At 58.1% G+C, this 18,601-nt stretch carries 11 protein-coding genes; 6 read left to right on the top strand and 5 right to left on the bottom strand.

What is annotated here, in order from left to right; all coding sequences use genetic code 11:
- Positions 1–235 precede the first annotated feature (235 nt).
- Positions 236–1,009, top strand: coding sequence for a histidinol-phosphatase (hisN, locus tag G6L01_RS13140; protein WP_070166812.1), 774 nt, complete (start codon positions 236–238; stop codon positions 1,007–1,009).
- 60 nt (positions 1,010–1,069) lie between these two features.
- Here hisN and G6L01_RS13135 read toward each other — a convergent pair whose 3' ends face one another.
- Positions 1,070–2,119 (bottom strand): hypothetical protein, encoded by a 1,050-nt coding sequence (locus G6L01_RS13135; protein WP_070166810.1) that lies wholly within the window; start codon positions 2,117–2,119, stop codon positions 1,070–1,072.
- Positions 2,120–2,335: 216 nt separating this feature from the next.
- Positions 2,336–3,343, bottom strand: coding sequence for an alpha/beta fold hydrolase (locus G6L01_RS13130; RefSeq protein ID WP_070166808.1), 1,008 nt, complete (start codon positions 3,341–3,343; stop codon positions 2,336–2,338).
- 420 nt (positions 3,344–3,763) lie between these two features.
- On the opposite strand from G6L01_RS13130, the gene G6L01_RS13125 reads away from it, so the two are divergent.
- Positions 3,764–4,231: an Hsp20 family protein gene (locus G6L01_RS13125; protein ID WP_070166803.1), complete on the top strand. Its 468-nt coding sequence runs from the start codon at positions 3,764–3,766 to the stop codon at positions 4,229–4,231.
- A 285-nt stretch (positions 4,232–4,516) separates the two neighbouring features.
- Here G6L01_RS13125 and G6L01_RS13120 read toward each other — a convergent pair whose 3' ends face one another.
- A complete protein-coding gene (locus tag G6L01_RS13120; RefSeq protein WP_070166801.1) occupies positions 4,517–5,563 on the bottom strand; it encodes a threonine aldolase family protein in 1,047 nt (348 codons plus the stop codon).
- A 588-nt stretch (positions 5,564–6,151) separates the two neighbouring features.
- On the opposite strand from G6L01_RS13120, the gene gltB reads away from it, so the two are divergent.
- The 3 genes from gltB to G6L01_RS13105 all read left to right on the top strand — a co-directional run bounded on the left by gltB (position 6,152) and on the right by G6L01_RS13105 (position 14,707).
- On the top strand, positions 6,152–10,873 hold the full coding sequence (gltB, locus tag G6L01_RS13115; RefSeq protein ID WP_141747306.1) for a glutamate synthase large subunit: 4,722 nt from the start codon (positions 6,152–6,154) through the stop codon (positions 10,871–10,873).
- Between the two features lie 89 nt (positions 10,874–10,962).
- The gene (locus G6L01_RS13110) at positions 10,963–12,417 is read left to right on the top strand and encodes a glutamate synthase subunit beta (protein WP_070166799.1); all 1,455 of its coding nucleotides are present in this window, start codon (positions 10,963–10,965) and stop codon (positions 12,415–12,417) included.
- 355 nt (positions 12,418–12,772) lie between these two features.
- Positions 12,773–14,707 (top strand): methyl-accepting chemotaxis protein, encoded by a 1,935-nt coding sequence (locus G6L01_RS13105; RefSeq protein WP_070166795.1) that lies wholly within the window; start codon positions 12,773–12,775, stop codon positions 14,705–14,707.
- A gap of 203 nt (positions 14,708–14,910) precedes the next feature.
- On the opposite strand, the gene G6L01_RS13100 is transcribed toward G6L01_RS13105, so the two are convergent.
- Positions 14,911–16,134: an SGNH/GDSL hydrolase family protein gene (locus G6L01_RS13100; RefSeq protein ID WP_070166793.1), complete on the bottom strand. Its 1,224-nt coding sequence runs from the start codon at positions 16,132–16,134 to the stop codon at positions 14,911–14,913.
- Between the two features lie 45 nt (positions 16,135–16,179).
- Complete coding sequence (locus tag G6L01_RS13095) at positions 16,180–17,397, bottom strand: lytic murein transglycosylase (RefSeq protein WP_070166791.1); 1,218 nt, start codon at positions 17,395–17,397, stop codon at positions 16,180–16,182.
- Between the two features lie 257 nt (positions 17,398–17,654).
- On the opposite strand from G6L01_RS13095, the gene galU reads away from it, so the two are divergent.
- Entirely contained in the window at positions 17,655–18,542 is an 888-nt protein-coding gene (gene galU, locus G6L01_RS13090; protein WP_070166787.1) for a UTP--glucose-1-phosphate uridylyltransferase GalU, read from the top strand.
- Positions 18,543–18,601: the final 59 nt, after the last annotated feature.

Genomic DNA, 18,601 nt, shown 5'->3' with positions numbered 1-18,601 from the left:
GTATTTACAGTCGAAAGACTGTAAGACGTATAATATTTTGCATTGCACAAATGTCAAGTCGATTTTGACATTTTTTTAATCATGACTATTATTTAGGCATTTGCATCACGGAAATGCTCGAATGGCGTGCAATTCGGTGATCTGCCGACGTCCTGATAAATTTATGCTGGAGCGAATTCCGATCCGGCGTTTTATGCCGTAAGAAACCTGCACGTTCACCGACCGAGGAAGCCGCATGCGCCCCGACAAGACGTTTTTCGACAGCCTCGCCGAGGCCGCCAAGACCGAGACACTGCCCCGCTTTCGCTCAATGCTTGATGTCGTCAACAAGGATGCGGGCGGTTATGATCCCGTCACCGAAGGCGATAAGGCGGCGGAGACCGCGATCCGTCGGTTGATCGAGGCCGAGTTTCCTGATCACGGCATTTTAGGCGAGGAACATGACAATATCGGCCTTGGCCGCGATTGCGTCTGGGTGATCGATCCGATTGATGGAACGCGGGCGTTCATTTCCGGTCTGCCAACCTGGGGAACGCTGATCGGCTTTCAGCAAAGCGGCCACGCGGTGATGGGCATGATGGACCAGCCTTTTACCGGCGAGCGTTATTTTGCCGATGGGGAGAAAGCCTGGTACAGCGGGCCGGATGGCCAACGGCAGATCGCAACGCGAGCCTGCACCGGCCTCTCGGATGCGGTGCTTTACACCACCTCACCGGATATTTTTCTGGAAGACGAGCGCCCGCGTTTCGATGCGGTGCGGGCCAAGGTACGGCTGACCCGCTACGGCGTGGATTGCTATGCCTATGCGCTGCTGGCGGCAGGTTTTGTCGATCTGGTGATCGAAACGGGGCTGAAGCCTTATGATGTGGGAGCGCTGATCCCGATCATCGAACAGGCGGGCGGTATTATCACCACATGGGAGGGCGGACGGCCGGAAGCGGGAGGCAAGATCATCGCCGCCAGCTCTGCCGCTGTCTACGAGCAGGCGCGGGCGATTTTGATCGATTGATCGCTACCGGTGTCCATGAATTTCCATGGCCACCGGTAGCATTCTATTGTGTCGTTGTGTTTAGCCAAGCACTGCGACTTTGCTTTCGATGGCTTGGATTTCGTTGGGAACGTCGCCCTGCTGCTCGGACATCTTTAGGCTGGCATGGAACGGACATCCGGCAAATTTCGGATCGTCCTTGTAGAGCGAAACGTAATGCTCTGGAAACGCCTTATCGAGGGCCCGGATGCCGGCTTTGATGTCTGCCTTTTCATCCTTGTTCAGCTTGTCGCGTGATTCGATATAGCTTTCTGTCGGATCGTCCATTTGGGTTTCCAGATACCAGAAAATCAGACCCATCAATTTGGGTAGAACCTCCTGCGCCATGGGATAGGCAGGTTCGATCTGCATGGTCTCAAGGGTCGTGGGCAGCGACAGGGAGCGGAGCAGCTGGTGTCCGAGCCAGTGCATTTCCTTGGGGAAAAAGCGGAAGACGAATTGTTCGTGAATCGCTGTCGTGATCAGGTTGCCGCGCTCGGGCTTAGGCCTTTCCGTCTTTTCTACCGCCTCGCAATAGGCGATCAGCCCCTCGAAATCCTCGGGATAGCCATGCAGCGGCTGATTGTTCTCGGCAACGAACAGCTTGGACATTTCCAGCCAGAACCGATGCGCAGCGATCTGTTCCTTTTCCGAAAACCCTGGCAGACCCATGCGCAACCGCAGGCGATGCATGGTTATGGCCGTGAATGCGCAAGTGTAGATATAGTCTTCATTATAGGAAAACGCACCAGGATATTGCTTTGCCCAATAGGCATGCAGGTTGTTGATGCCCTCGACGGATTTTTTGGTCCGCTCGTCATGCGGCCCATAGAACCACCACAGGGCATTGGCGCTACCTGTCTGCTCGACACGGCTGGTGGAGCGATCCACCACCTTGCCGCCATCCTCGCGCCACACCACCTGCGCGCCCCATTCCGTGACGACAAAGTTCGGAAAGGTCAGTGCGTAGATGAAATTCTGCATGAAGTCGTTGAGACCGTAGCTGCTCGACAGCCGCCAGATCCGCACATAGTCCTTCTCAGGATCCAGAGATTGGATTTCGTTCTGGATCCATTTCTTAGGCGCATTCATCGTCTTTCTCCTCCCAAAAAAGCAAATTGGGCGCTGAAGGTCAGCACGCATCTTCGCTAAACAATACGAATATGTACATTATTGACGTTCTGAATTCTGTCAATTCGGATCGGCCGCCAGCGATAAAAATGTCTTAAGGAATGCCGGAAGAAGGCCCGGGAAGCCATGCGGTGTTATCGAGGGCGGTTTGGGGGACGCCCAAGGGGAGGGGACGTGTCAAAGACCGACGAGTTCTGCGTGGCCTTCGATCTGCATCGGGTCGCTGCCGGGAATGAAGGCATGGATGGCGGCCAGCGCCTGTTCGCGGTAGCGGTCCTGTTCCTGCAACACTTCATGACGGGCGCCAGGGATGGACAGCAATTGCGCGGCGCGGAAATGCCGGGCCAGATGTTCCTGGGCGCTAAAGGGCACGACGCCGTCCAGCATCGGGGCAAGCAACAGGGTGGGGATGGTGATCCCCGTCAGGTGAGCGGGATCGTTGACCCGCCGGATGGCTTTTGCACATTCATGCAACCAGCGGGCCGACGGCGCATTGATCGACAGTTCCGGCACGGCGGCAAAAATCGCCATATTGCGGTCGAAGCGGGCGGCATCTGAGGTCAGAACATTGGTGGCGAAGGTGTGCGGCTTGCTGGCTGATGACAAGGGCCGGTTGCCGAGCCCGAGCGTTGATGCCAGCCGCGCCAGCGCAAACACTTTTGCCGCCGACAGGGCTTCGCCATGCAGACCGACAAAGGGCGCCGACAGGACCAGTCGCGAAATGCGCCCGGACAGCCGTGGCGCTGCGGCAAGGGCGATCAATCCACCGGTGGAATGGGCGATCATCGAGAATGGCAGGCGGCAATCCGGCAGCACGACCTGTTCCAGGAACTGCTCCAGATCCTGCTCATAATCGGAAAAGCGCCGCACATGGCCCCAGCGTTTTTCCTTATCCCCTCTGGATTTCAAGGAATTCTGCTGGAGTGTCCAGTCAGACAGGCCCTGGCCGCGCAGATCGAAAGTGGCAACCCAAAGGCCCGCTGCGGTCAGATCGCGGATGGTTTCGAAATATTTCTCGATGGATTCGCTGCGGCCATGCACCAGCACCACTGTTCCTTTGGCCGGGCTGATATCACTCTTGAAGATCGCATAGCGCAGGCGAAGGCCGTCGTAGCTGGTGAAGAAACCGGCGTGATGATTGTCGGGAATGGGATTGCCGTCCACGGCATGAAGCACGCTATCCATGGCTTTGCCTTTCCAAGCACAATCGTCGGGTGTTCATACCGCATATTTGCGCGGACCGAAATCGGGTCTTGGGAAAAAAGCCGCCCATTGCTTGAAGACGATTGGGCTTCAAGACAAATGGGCGGCAGCAGGCACTGAAGACGCAGGGACGATATTCTTCAGCCACCAGGATCACTCCTGATCGGGCGACGCTAGTGCGGCCAAGGTGAACCGATGCCAAACCCGCCATTCATCAAAAATTCAGCCACAAAAAAATCGGCTGTGATGTTGCGTGCATGGCGAAGGGTCTTGAACTCGCAAATCGCCTTTCCCATCTGTTTATTGCAGGCGCCGGAAGGGCCTGCATCATCCGGCAGACACCGCCATATCAGGGGTATCTGTCTTGTCATTATCGCAACCGTCGCTTCTCAGGAGGACTCCATGCGTCACGTTGATTTTTCCCCGCTTTATCGCTCCACTGTCGGCTTCGACCGCCTGTTCACCATGTTGGACAGCCTGGGTCAGCCGGATCAGGCCCAGAGCTATCCGCCCTACAATATCGAGCGGACGGGCGACAATACCTACCGGATCACCATGGCCGTTGCCGGTTTCGATGAAACCGAACTCAGCATCGAGGCCCATGCGCATGTGCTGGCGGTCAAGGGTGAAAAGGCCCAGGACGATCAGGCCGAACAGACCGAGTTTCTGTATCGCGGCATTGCCAAGCGCGGCTTCGAGCGTCGTTTCCAGCTTGCCGACCATGTCGAGGTAACCAATGCCTCGCTGAAGAACGGCCTGCTGCATATCGATCTGCTGCGCAATATTCCCGAAGCCATGAAGCCACGCCGCATCGCGATTGCCAGCGAGCCGGTCGAAGCGCCCAAGGCCATCGAGTCCCGCGTCGTCTGATCAGGGTCTGGAAGACATGAAGAAGGGCGGCTTGGTGCCGCCCTTTTGCGTTTGGGGTGTTCGTGAAAGACGTCATTTCCCAAATGGTTGCAGTCTGTTCAAGAATTGCTGCTGGCCTGGCGAAAATGGTGATTTCGAGAACCGGAACGGAGCGTACTTAATGTACGTGAGTACAAGCATTCCAGGAAAAGTGCGAAGCGGTTTTCCGTTTGGAAATGCGAATGAAGTAGGCAAGCGCAGAAATTGCCATTTGCAGACGGCCAGCGGCGATTCTTGGATAGACTGTCAGAGAATCTCTAGAAACTGGTCGACGTCTTGCTCTGTCGTGGCAAAGCTGGTGACCAGCCGGATCAAAACATTGTCCTGGCCGACTAATCCGGGCTCATCACGGGGCGTCAGCCATTCGTAGAATTTGGCGCCGCGCGCCTCTGCCTGCTTGGCGGCATCCTTTCCAATCACCGCGAAGACCTCATTGCTCTCGGTCTTCCAGGCCAGGCGGGCCTTGTTGTTTTTGCTGAGGCCAGCACGCATCCGGTCGGCCATGGCATTGGCGTGGCGGGCCAGATCCAACCACAGATCATCCTTGAAATAGGCTTCCAGCTGGGCGGACACGAAGCGGGTCTTGGAAAACAACTGCGCTGAACGCTTGCGGATATAGGGCATTTCCTCGGCCATGTCAGGGTTGAAGAACACGATGGCCTCCACGCACCAGCAGCCATTCTTGGTGCCGCCGAAGGAGAGAATATCGACGCCGCGCTTCCAGGTCATTTCGGCGGGCGTGGCATCGAGTGCCACAAGCGCATTGGCAAAACGGGCGCCGTCCATGTGCAGAGGCAGGGATTTGGCGCGGGCAATGGTGCTGATCGCGGAGATCTCGTCCAGTGTATAGATGGTGCCGGCCTCTGTGGCCTGGGTGATCGTCACCGCCATGGGCCGACCCTGATGGACGGAAGGCGTGTCAAAGCGTGAAACGGCGGTGTGAAGGGCTGCCGCACTCATCTTGCCGCCGCCGCCCTCAACCGGATAGAGCCTGCTGGCATGGCTGAGATATTCCGGTGCGCCGCCTTCGTCGGCGTTCACATGCGCGTCGAAATGGCAGAAGGTGACGCCACCGGCCCGCGCCACACTGGCCAATGCCAGCGAATTGGCCGCCGTGCCGGTGCCAACGAAGAACACCGAGACGTCGCGCTCGAAAATCTCGTTGAAATGCGCTTCGACGCGCCGGTCGAGATCGCTGGTGCCATAGGCGCTGGCATAGCCCGCCGCTTCCTTCATCAGGCTTTCGGCAATGGCGGGATGGGCTCCGGCCCAATTATCGGATGCAAAGAACATGATGGCTTCCTGATTGGCTGTGACGCTCGTCTATGGGCGTGATGGAGACCCTAACGATTTTGCCGCCGTGTTCAATCCGGTCCCATAGGCCGTCACAGGTCGGACCGATTATCACCAGCACATTTGTCTTTGTATTCACCGCTCCAGATTGGTTTCCTGCGCAAACACCTCAACGGACGAAAGAATCATGCGGCAGATCGCTAAAAAAGACAGATTCTGTCGCGGCACCACCCGGCTTTTTGAGCCGATGGCTTGCGAAGCTGATTTGTTTCTGCCATATAGTTTGCAGAAATAGGTCAATGAAACTGACATATTTTCGGAAATCGAGTGGCAGGTTTTGGTTTTCTAGGCCTTTCGTCCTGGCTCTCTTGCGCTATACTCACCGGGATATCTGCTTTTGCAGCGGTCGAGAGAAGCTGTGCAGAAAGGTCAGGTTTGTGACCTGTTTTGCATACGGCAAGCGGGGCGCCTTTAAAATCCAGCCCCTGGTTTGGGCAGCGATAAGCCCCCGTCGGTATTCGATTTTGTCAAATAGCTGTGTGCCGGATCGGATAGTTTCGACCGGACGGTTCAACTGGAGGGAAAACGATGACGCAGATGATGCCATCCGAAGCAATCGTGGCGGCCGATGCGACGCAGGCGAACGCCGGTGCCGCTACGGTAAAGCGTTATGGTCTTCCGCAAAAGCAGGGCCTCTACGATCCGCGCAACGAGCATGATGCCTGCGGCGTCGGCTTCATCGCCCATATGAAGGGTGAGAAGTCGCACCAGATCGTCCGCGACGGCCTGTTCATCCTTGAAAACCTCACCCATCGCGGCGCGGTCGGCGCTGACCCGCTGATGGGCGACGGCGCTGGTATTCTGGTGCAGATCCCGGACCGGTTCTTCCGTGAGGAAATGGCCGCCCAGGGCGTCATTCTGCCCAAGGCTGGCGAATATGCCGTCGGTCATTTCTTCTTCCCCGCCGACGAAGAGCAGATTGCCCATTTCAAGAAGGTGATCACCGATATCTGTCTGGCCGAAGGCCAGCACCTGCTTGGCTACCGCGACGTGCCGGTCGACAATTCCTCGCTGTCCAAGGCCCCGGAAATTGCCGCCACCGAGCCGCGCCATATCCAGGTGTTCATCGGGGCGGGCCGCGATGCCGCCAGCCAGGACGCTTTCGAGCGCCGGTTGTTCCTGCTGCGCAAGGTGATTTCCAACCGGATCTATGACGAATTCGGCGGCCAGGAAACCGGTTTCTATCCGGTGTCGCTGTCGTCTTCGACCATCGTCTACAAGGGCATGTTCCTCGCCTATCAGGTGGCTGCTTATTATAAGGATCTCGCCGATCCGCGCTTCGAATCGGCTGTGGCCCTAGTGCATCAGCGTTTTTCCACCAACACCTTCCCATCGTGGAAGCTGGCGCATCCTTACCGGATGGTCGCCCATAACGGCGAAATCAACACGCTGCGCGGCAATGTCAACTGGATGGCGGCGCGCCAGGCGTCGGTCTCCTCGCCACTGTTCGGCGATGATATTTCCAAGCTCTGGCCGATCTCCTATGAGGGCCAGTCGGATACCGCCTGTTTTGACAATGCGCTCGAATTCCTGATCCGTGGCGGCTATTCCATGGCCCATGCAGTGATGATGCTGATCCCGGAAGCCTGGGCTGGTAACCAGCTGATGAGCAAGGAGCGCAAGGCGTTCTACGAATACCACGCCGCGCTGATGGAGCCATGGGACGGCCCTGCCGCCGTGGCCTTCACCGATGGCCGCCAGATCGGCGCAACGCTGGACCGCAACGGTCTGCGTCCGGCTCGCTATCTGGTGACCGATGACGACCGGATCATCATGGCGTCGGAAGCCGGTACGCTGCCGGTGCCGGAAGAGAAGATCGTCAAGAAGTGGCGTTTGCAGCCGGGCAAGATGCTGCTGATCGACATGGAAAAGGGCCGGATCGTTTCCGATGAGGAAGTTAAGTCGGATCTGGCCGGAAGCCTTCCCTACCGGGAATGGCTGGATCGTACCCAGCTGATCCTTGAGGACCTGAAGCCGGTTGAGCCACGGGCGCTGCGCCGCGACGTGTCGCTGCTCGACCGCCAGCAGGCCTTCGGCTACACGCTCGAAGACACCCGCATCCTGATGTCGCCAATGGCGACCACCGGCCAGGAAGCCATTGGCTCGATGGGAACCGACACGCCGATTTCGGCCATGTCGTTGAAGTCGAAGCTGCTTTACACCTATTTCAAGCAGAACTTCGCCCAGGTCACCAACCCGCCGATCGATCCGATCCGCGAAGAGCTGGTGATGAGCCTGGTGTCCTTCATCGGTCCGCGCCCGAACATTCTCGACCATGAGGGGGCGGCCCGCGCCAAGCGGCTGGAAGTGCGCCAGCCGATCCTGACCAATGGCGATCTGGAAAAAATCCGCTCGATTGGCCATACCGAGGACCGGTTTGACACCAAGACCCTCGACTTCACCTATGATGTGGATCGTGGTGCCGAAGGCATGCCCGAAATGCTCGACCGGCTCTGCGAGCGCGCCGAAGCGGCGGTGCGTGGCGGTTATAACATCATCGTGCTGTCGGACCGGCAGATCGGCCCTGATCGTATCGCCATTCCGGCGCTGCTGGCAACGGCTGCCGTGCATCATCACCTGATCCGCAAGGGCCTGCGCACCTCGGTTGGACTGGTTGTGGAAACGGGTGAGCCGCGTGAAGTGCATCATTTCTGCTGTCTGGCGGGCTATGGTGCGGAAGCCATCAACCCCTATCTGGCCTTCGACACGCTGCTGGATATGCACAAGCATGGCGAATTCCCCAAGGAAGTCGATGCCAGCGAAGTGGTCTATCGCTATATCAAGGCGGTCGGTAAGGGCATTCTCAAGGTGATGTCCAAGATGGGCATTTCCACCTACCAGTCCTATTGCGGCGCGCAGATTTTCGATGCCATCGGGTTGAATTCCCAGCTGATCGATCAGTATTTCTTCGGCACAGCCTCCAACATCGAGGGCATCGGCCTTGCCGAGATTGCCCAGGAAACAGTGGCGCGCCATCATTCCGCCTTCGGCAAGGACCCGATCCTGGCGACCTCGCTGGATATCGGCGGCGAATATGCCTACCGTCTGCGTGGTGAAAACCATGCCTGGAGCCCGGATTCGATTGCTTCGCTGCAACATGCCGTGCGTGGCAATTCCCAGGAGCGCTACCGCGAATTCGCGGAAATGGTCAATGAGAGCGCCCTGCGGATGAACACCATTCGCGGTCTGTTCAAGATCAAGAAGGCCGCCGATCAGGGACGCCAGCCGATTTCGGTCGATGAGGTCGAACCAGCGGCTGATATCGTCAAGCGTTTCTCCACCGGCGCCATGTCGTTCGGCTCCATCAGCCGTGAAGCGCATACGACGCTGGCCATCGCCATGAACCGCATCGGCGGCAAGTCCAACACGGGTGAGGGCGGCGAAGAGAGCGACCGCTACCTGCCCCTGTTCAACGGTTCGCCCAACCCGGAACGCTCTGCTATCAAGCAGATCGCCTCTGGCCGGTTCGGTGTGACCACTGAATATCTTGTCAATGCCGATATGCTGCAAATCAAGGTGGCGCAGGGTGCAAAGCCCGGCGAGGGCGGACAATTGCCCGGCCACAAGGTGGACGCGACGGTTGCCAAGACCCGGCATTCCACGCCGGGCGTCGGTCTGATTTCGCCGCCGCCGCATCACGACATTTACTCCATCGAAGATCTGGCACAGCTGATCTACGACCTGAAGAACGTCAACCCGGCTGCCGATGTCTCGGTCAAGCTGGTGTCGGAAGTCGGTGTCGGCACGGTGGCCGCCGGTGTTGCCAAGGCCCGCGCCGATCATATCACCGTGTCCGGCTTTGATGGCGGCACGGGCGCATCGCCTCTGACCTCGCTGAAGCACGCGGGTTCGCCGTGGGAAATCGGCCTGGCCGAAACCCAGCAGACGCTGGTGCTGAACGGCTTGCGCTCGCGCATCGCCCTTCAGGTCGATGGTGGTCTGAAGACCGGCCGCGACGTCATCATCGGAGCATTGCTCGGTGCCGACGAATTCGGCTTTGCCACCGCACCGCTGATTGCGGCTGGCTGCATCATGATGCGCAAGTGCCATCTCAACACCTGCCCGGTTGGCGTCGCCACCCAGGACCCGGTTCTGCGCAAGCGCTTTAAGGGTACGCCGGAGCATGTCATCAACTACTTCTTCTTTGTCGCGGAAGAAGTACGCGAAATTCTCGCCTCGCTGGGCTTTGCCAAGCTAGATGACATTATAGGCGCCTCGGAACTTCTGGAAAAGAACGACATGCTGGCCCATTGGAAGGCCGAGGGTCTCGATTTCTCGCGGATCTTCCACAAGGTCGATGCGCCCAAGGAAGCCACCTACTGGACGGCGCGCCAGCATCATCCGATCGAAGATGTGCTGGACCGCAAGCTGATCGAAAAGTCGATGCCCGCGCTGGAATCCAAACAGCCTGTGGTGTTCGAGGTCGATATCAAGAATGTCGACCGCTCAGCCGGTGCCATGCTGTCGGGTGAGCTTGCCAAGCGCTGGGGCCACAAGGGTTTGAAGGACGACACGATCCATGTGACGTTGAACGGCACGGCGGGCCAGTCCTTCGGGGCGTTTCTGTCGCGCGGCATTACTTTCGATCTGGTCGGTGACGGCAATGACTATGTCGGCAAGGGTCTGTCCGGTGGCCGGATCATCGTGCGTCCGCCGGAAAATGCGCGGATCGTTGCGGAACACTCGATCATCGTCGGCAACACCGTGCTCTACGGCGCCATTGCCGGGGAATGCTATTTCCGCGGCGTGGCAGGCGAACGGTTCGCAGTGCGCAATTCCGGCGCCATCGCGGTTGTCGAAGGCGTGGGCGATCACGGCTGCGAATACATGACGGGCGGCGTGGTTGTGGTGCTGGGCGAAACCGGCCGCAACTTTGCAGCCGGCATGTCGGGCGGCGTCGCCTATGTCCTCGATGAACAGGGCGATTTCGCCAAGCGCTGCAACATGGCGATGGTGGAACTGGAGCCGGTGCCGGAAGAAGATGACATGCTGGAAAAGCTGCATCACCATGGCGGCGATTTGATGCACAAGGGTCTGGTGGACGTGTCGGAAGACATGACCCGCCATGACGAGGAGCGGCTCTATCAGCTGATCTCCAACCATCTGCATTATACCGGCTCGAACCGCGCCAAGCAGATCCTCGACAACTGGGCTGATTACCGTCCGAAATTCCGCAAGGTCATGCCGGTCGAATATCGCCGGGCGCTGGAGGAAATGGAACGGATGCGCATGGGCGTTGCCGCCGAATAATTCGCCACCGCGCGATCCCGGATGCCGGGATCGCGGTCACGCATGGCATGGCCGTGCAGATCTTGGTTTCAGGTTAGCAGGACGAGAATATGGGCAAGGTTACAGGTTTCATGGAAATCGACCGGCAGGTGGCGAAGTATCAGCCGGCCTCCGACCGCATCCGGCATTTCCGCGAATTCACCATTCCGATGTCGGAACCGGAAGTACAGAAGCAGGCGGCGCGCTGCATGGATTGCGGCATTCCCTATTGCCACGGCCCGACCGGCTGTCCGGTGCATAACCAGATCCCCGACTGGAACGATCTGGTCTATAACGGCAAGTGGGAAGAGGCGATCCGCAACCTGCATTCCACCAACAACTTCCCTGAATTCACCGGGCGCGTTTGCCCGGCGCCCTGCGAGGAAGCCTGCACGCTGAACCTGGAGGATGCGCCGGTTTCGATCAAGACCGTTGAGCAGGCAATCGCCGACAAGGCCTATGAGCTGGGCTTCATCGTGCCGCAACCGGCCACGGTGCATACCGGCAAGAAAGTCGCGGTCATTGGGTCTGGACCATCAGGCATGGCAGCCGCCCAACAGCTTGGCCGCGCCGGGCATGACGTGCATGTCTATGAGCGCGAAACCAAGCCGGGCGGTCTGCTGCGCTATGGCATTCCCGATTTCAAGATGGAGAAGAACTTCATCGACCGCCGCGTCGAGCAGATGAAGGGTGAAGGCGTCACCTTCCATTGCGGCGTCAATGTCGGTGTCGATGTAACCGTGGAAAAGCTGTTGGCCGATTACGATGCCGTGCTCTATTGCGGCGGCTCGGAAACCCCGCGTGAAGCCGGTATCCCCGGCGTCGACCTGCACGGCGTCTATGATGCCATGCCCTATCTGGTTCAGCAGAACCGCCGGGTGGGCCGTGAAAACATCGACAGCGTTGGCTGGCCCTCCGAGCCGATCATTGCCGGTGGCAAGCATGTCGTGGTGGTCGGCGGCGGCGATACGGCGTCTGACTGCGTCGGCACGGCTTTCCGCCAGGGCGCTGTGAAGGTTACCCAGCTCGACATCCGTCCGCGCCCGCCGCAGACCGAAGACAAGCTGGCCGTCTGGCCGTTCTGGGCCACCAAGATGCGCACCTCCTCCAGCCAGGCCGAAGGCGCTGTGCGCGAGTTCCAGGTGGGAACGCTCGGATTCGTTGGCGAAGACGGCATGCTGACCGGTGTCAAATGCTGCCAGGTGGATGATCGTCGCCAGCCGATTGCCGGTTCTGAATTCATCATCAAGGCCGATCTCGCCTTCATCGCCATCGGCTTTTCCGGCCCTTTCACCGACAGCGTCGTCAAGGAATTGGATGGCAAGCTGGACCTCAATACCGACCGGCGCGGCTCGACCAATGTCATCGCTAATGACAAGGACTACCGCACCTCCGTCGATAAATTCTGGGCAGCTGGCGACGTGCGCCGTGGCCAGTCGCTGGTGGTCTGGGCGATCCGCGAAGGCCGCCAGGCAGCCCGCGCCATCGATGAAGCGCTGATGGGCACCACGGTTCTGCCGCGCTGAAATCGACCCGTTAGGATTTCGAGAAAAGGGGGCGTAAGCCTCCTTTTCTCGGAAAATTTCCGGTTGTCTCGGAAGTTTGTCAGTCGATAAATGGGCGAGAAAATACAACTTAAGAGTTTTATTTTATTCCGAAATATCTATATCTTCTTTGAGAAGAATTTCAAAAATATCACTGCGATTTCAATAGAAAAGCGCAGGTATTTGTCGCGATTTTGGATTCTGCTTTTCATTTTTACTTTTGGTAAATTACTGTATTTTAAATCGTGGATGCAACCTATTGTGGCGCTCATGACGAGACGCTTTCCCTCTAGCAGTTTGTCCGAATGCTTGGATCCCTGCCGAAAAGAGAGCCCACATGTCATTTCTCGACAATCTGACAATAAGAACGAAGATTTTGTCTGTCATCGTTTCAATCTGTGTATTGGGCATCGGTGCCTCGATATTCCTATCGCATTCGTTGAATATAATTGATCAAAAATATTCGCACTTCATCGATCAGGAGGCGGGCTCACTTCTGGCGGCGACGCGGTCCAGTCAACGCTTGATGTCGGCTGGCTATGATGCTTACCAGATATTGGACTACGACGACGCAAGCCCGGAAATGATCAGGGCGAAAAAAGACTATGACGAGAGCAGTGAGCGAATGATCGCCATGATCGACGAAGCAATCGCCCTCAGTCCGTCTAAGACTTACAAGCTTGAAGAGTTTCGCGCACGATATGTGGCCATCAGGGACATTACATCCAATGTCGTCGAACTGGACAAGAAGGGCAAAACCGCAGAAGCACGCGCTGAGTTGGTGAAAGCCGACAAACTGATCAACGATACGGTTGTCGACCTGCGAGCATGGCTTGCAAATGCTATGAAGGTACTTTCGAAAGACAGCGCCGATATCACGGCTCAGACGAAACATACCATTATCGGCACATTTAGCGTTCTGTTTATAGCTTTCACTCTCGCGATTTTTGTTGCTTTGTGGATCATCTCCTATGGCATTACCCGGCCGATCGAACGGTTGCGGCTAAGAATGACCTCCCTCGCCAAGGGCGAAACAAGGGCTGAAGTCGATGGCGCAGGACGCGGCGATGAACTTGGCCAAATGGCCGCCGCAGTAGCAGTGTTCAGAGACAATGCGCTGGACCGACAGCGCCTCGAGGCCGAGGCCGAGACTAACCGTGGCTTGTCGGAAAAGGAGCGGGCCGAGCGTGACGCGCAACGGGCCAAGGATGCCGCTGACACCAAATTTGCCGTAGAGGCTTTGGCGCAGGGTCTGACGCGTCTGGCCGATGGCGATCTCAGCTATCGGATTGCGGTGCCATTCGTCGCCGAGCTCGACGGGTTGCGGTTGAATTTCAACACGTCGGTCGAGACGTTGCAACAGGCGTTGGTAACTGTCAGGCAGAATGCGCGTGGCATCGACGCTGGCGCTAATGAAATTCGCTCTGCCGCCAACGATCTTTCGCACCGTACCGAACAGCAGGCGGCTTCAGTTGAAGAAACAGCAGCGGCATTGGAGCAGATTACCACCACCGTGTCGGATTCGACCCGTCGCGCCGAGGAAGCTGGTTCGCTGGTTACCAAGACACGCGATGGTGCCGAACGCTCTGGTGAGGTCGTGCGCAAGGCGGTTGCCGCCATGCAGGAGATTGAAAAGTCATCCAGCGAAATCAGCAATATCATCGGGGTGATCGATGAAATTGCCTTTCAGACCAATCTTCTGGCGCTCAATGCCGGTGTTGAGGCCGCCCGCGCCGGTGAAGCTGGCAAGGGTTTTGCCGTGGTGGCACAAGAGGTGCGCGAACTTGCGCAGCGCTCCGCCAATGCAGCAAAGGACATCAAGGGTCTGATTGTCTCTTCAGGCCAGCAGGTGCAGGCCGGGGTGCAGCTGGTGGCTGAGACCGGCTCTTCGCTCGAAACCATTGTCGGTGAGGTTCAGGAGATCAACCGGCATGTTACCGCGATTGTCGAGGCCGCACGCGAGCAATCGGTCGGGCTTCAGGAAATCAATACGGCAGTCAATACCATGGACCAGGGAACGCAGCAGAATGCTGCCATGGTCGAACAGACAACGGCAGCAAGCCACAGCCTGGCCAAAGAGGCTGCAACTTTGAGCGAGCTGCTGTCGCGCTTCAAGCTGGAAGATCATGGCAAGGTTGTCGCGTTCGAGCAGACGAATGACGTTTCCGCGTCTCGTCCGGCACCGTCGCCTGCCCGGAAATTGACGGAGAAGCTTCGGGGCGCTTTTCATGGATCGGCTGCGGTAAAAGAGAAGGATTGGCAGGATTTTTGACGAGAAGCTTTCCAGGAAGACGGAGGTTCCGTCTTCCTGGAAAAGAACCGGTGGGCGCATGAGACGGTCTTTGGCCGGTACCATTTTGGATAGCCGGATACATCTTACGTCAGCCCCTGTGAAACCGCCTTTGGTTTTCGCAGAGGACTAAGGGTTTGCATGAGCGTCTGTCAGGTTCTCTCTGAACATGACGGACGCTCATATTATTGCTTCGGCACAACCAAATTTATATTGGACGGAGACACCAGCCGGTAATCGTCCACCCGGCCTTTCGGCGGTTCCGGCATGATGCCGGTCGAGACCAGCAGGTCACGGGGCGAGGGGGGCGTTTGCGGCGCGGGCTTTTCAGCGCCGCCCAACAGGTGATCTGCGCCATCCAGCGCCGGATCGGAAATTTTCATGGGGGCAATACGGTCGGGGCCGTCAAGCTCTTCTGGCCCGGTCAGGTCGGGTAAGCTGGTCGCATCGAGCCGCACAAGGCCGGGGCTTGCCATGTCGCCCAGGAATTTGCGGGCGGATTTTTCCAGATAAAAAGCCATCTTGCGCTTGCCGGCATCGGTCATGCTGATACCATCGGGGCCGCGCAACCGGGCCTGTTGGCCGTTGATATCAGAGCCGGTCAGCACGAAGCCGCCGTCCGCATCGACGAAGCCGTCCCAGATGTCGATGAATTCGCCGCCTGCCGCTTCCGCTGCCTTGCGGTAGAGTGCGTTGAACTTGATCAGGTCCGCCGACATGCCCGGCGATTTAACCGGTGGCAGGCCAACCCAAATCAGTGGGATCTTCTTTGCGGTCACCAGCTTGGCAATGGCGTCGATCCGCTTTTGATATTCGGCAAACCAGGCCTCGGAAGGAAAGCGCTGGTCGCCGCCGCCGGGTGTCATCTGCTGGCGGTCATTGGCGCCAAGCTCGACGATCACCAAAGCCGGTTTCGTCTCCTCCAGCATTTTCGGCAATTGCCGCCGCCAGTCGAAATAATCATCCCGCACCAGGCCGGAAGAGCCGTTGCTGCGGGTTTCGATAATAGTGCCGGGCGCATCGGCAAAGGCCTGCTGCAAGCCATCGCCGATGGCGCTGGCAAAGAAATCGCCGACAACAAGGATTTTCTGGGCATTGTCGATCTTGGCGGGAGCCGCGGCCTGTGGCGGGGCCGAAACCGGGACGGGACGCGGTCGTGCCGGTGTGGCGGGAGCGGTGGCGGCAGGTTTCTTGCGGCTGCGCGGCCCTGCCGGACGCGGCGCGGCGGGATATTGCCGTTCATAGCGGCTGTCGTCCGAGCGGCTACCGAACAGCATGTCGAGCAGCGTGCGGCGGCGAGGATAATCCTGTGCCAGGGCCGGGCCAACGACGCTTGTCGCAGCCACGGCGATGGCAAGCGCAAAGGTCACATGTCGCCGCACGATCCGGTCTATGTCTTCACCAGGCATAAGCAGTCATCCCGTCGCGGCCCGTCAACGGCCGATCGCTCCCCGTCAATGCCGTCTGAGCATTTCCAGCAGCGGCTTTGAAGGTTCGCCATCGCCCTGCATGCCCAACCGTTGCTGGATGGCGGAAATCGCCGCTTTCGAGCCGGAGCCGAAATTGCCGTCCACTTCGCCATTATAATAGCCCAGGGCCTTCATCCGGGTCTGCAACTCGAATTTTTCCTTGATGTCCAGCGTACCGTCAGGACGTGGCCATTTCTGTTGCATTCCACCATAGCCGGCGATTTCGTCGGCAAGAAGACCGACGGCCAGCGCATAGGTATCGGCTGCATTGTATTTCTTGATGGTGAAAAAGTTGGATGTCATCAGGAAGCCCGGACCATTGGCACCGGCCAGCAGCTTCAACTGCGCCCGTTCGCCCGGATTGCGGAAAGCCTTGCCGCCAGGGCGGGTGAAGCCCAGCTTCTGCCACTGGCCCAGCGTCAGCGTCTTGCCGGCATATTTGCCAGCTCCCGCAGGCACTACGGCTTCATAGCCCCAGGTCCGTCCGCTGTCCCAGCCGTTCTTGGCCAGAAGATTGGCCGAGGTCGCCAGCGCATCGGGAATGGAATTCCAGATATCCTTATGGCCATTGCCATCCGCATCGACCGCATACAGCAGGTAGCTGGTGGGGATGAATTGTGTGTGGCCCATGGCGCCCGCCCAGGAGCCGGTCATTTCCTTCGGGCTTACATCGCCGTTTTGCAGGATTTTCAAGGCGGCGATCAGCTGTTTGCGGGCAAAGCCGCCGCGCTTGGGATCGGCATAGCCAAGGGTGGCCAGCGCCTGCGGCACGTAATGCAGCCGGTCGTCCTTGGCGAGAACCGCGCCGTAATTGCTTTCCATCGACCAGATCGCGAGCAGGATATGGCGGTCGACACCGAAATATTTTTCCAGCGAGGCCAGCGTGCGGCCATGCTTGGCCAGCATTTCCCGACCGATCTTCACGGTATAAGGATTGACGCGGCTATCGAGGTAATCCCAGATGTCAGACTTGAATTCCGGCTGATAGGCGGCCTTGCGCAGCACTTCGGGGTCCGGGTCCTTGATCCCGGCAAAGGCGCGGTTATAGGTTTGCGCGCTGATGCCTGAGGCGGCAGCCGTGGGATAGAAATCCCGGATCCATTTCTGGAAGCCGACATCGGCATGGGCATGAAGCGGCGCAAGGCTCGCCATGAGGGAAAAGGCAAGCGCGCGAAGATGGCGCGAGGCGCGTTCTCTGGTCATTGGCATCGTCGTCCGTTCAGCTGGCTGTTGGCTCATCTGTCTATGCTGGTCAATGCCATCTGGTTGTGGCAGTGCGGCAATACCGGTCAGGAATTGCACGGACCTGACCGGTCTGGCTCAGTCTATGACCATAGTCTCAACAAATTCTTTACCAATTTACCAAAATCGCAAACGGAATTGTAATTTCGTTGCAATTCTTTAGTAATCGGCGTTTGTGCGATTGCGTGCATATGTGAAAAATCCTCTAGGAGGGATGCGTGGGACAACTGAAAAAAATTCGTAAAGCCGTGTTTCCGGTTGCCGGTCTTGGGACTCGTTTCCTGCCCGCCACCAAGGCCGTGCCGAAGGAAATGCTGACCGTTGTCGATAAACCGGTCATCCAATATGTGGTGGATGAGGCCGTTGAAGCCGGGATTGAGCATTTCGTGTTCGTCACCGGACGCGGCAAAGGCGTGATAGAAGATTATTTCGATATTCAGTACGAGCTTGAACAGACACTGAAGTCCCGCAACAAGAACGCAGAATTGACGCTGCTGTCTGAAATCCTGCCCAAGGCAGGTGCCACCAGCTTCACCCGCCAGCAGGAGCCTCTGGGCCTCGGCCATGCCGTCTGGAGCGCCCGCGAAATCGTTGGCGACGAGCCTTTCGCTGTCCTGCTGCCCGACATGATCATGCGCGGCGAGACGGCCTGTATGAAGGGCATGGTCGATCTCTACAACAAGGCTGGCGGCAATATCCTCGCTGTCGAGGAATGCGCACCCGACCAGGCGCATAAATATGGCATCGTCGGTGTCGGTGAGACGCTGGATGGCGGCTTCAAGATCACCGAAATGGTGGAAAAGCCAGCCAAGGGTACGGCGCCCTCGAACTTCTTCATCAATGGCCGCTATATCCTGCAACCGGAAATCTTCTCGATTCTGGAAACCCAGGAACGCGGCGCTGGCAACGAGATCCAGTTGACCGATGGCATGTTGAAACTGGCCAAGATCCAGCAATTCGCCGGCTATCACTTCAAGGGCGAAACCTTCGATACGGGCGCCAAGGACGGGTTTATCCTTGCCAATGTCGCCTTCGCTCTGTCGCGTCCCGAGCTTCGTGGCTTGGTAGAAGAGCCGATGAAGGCGTTGCTGGCCGCTTTGAAGTAAGCGGTTTTTCGAACGGACTGAAACTTAAAACGCCGTGCGTCCAACGCGCGGCGTTTTCT

The sequence above is a fragment of the Agrobacterium vitis genome (genome assembly GCF_013337045.2).
In the GTDB taxonomy this organism is placed as follows: Bacteria; Pseudomonadota; Alphaproteobacteria; order Rhizobiales; family Rhizobiaceae; genus Allorhizobium; species Allorhizobium vitis_B.
Note: the sequence above shows the minus strand (reverse complement) of the source record. Positions and strands in the feature narration are given on the sequence as shown.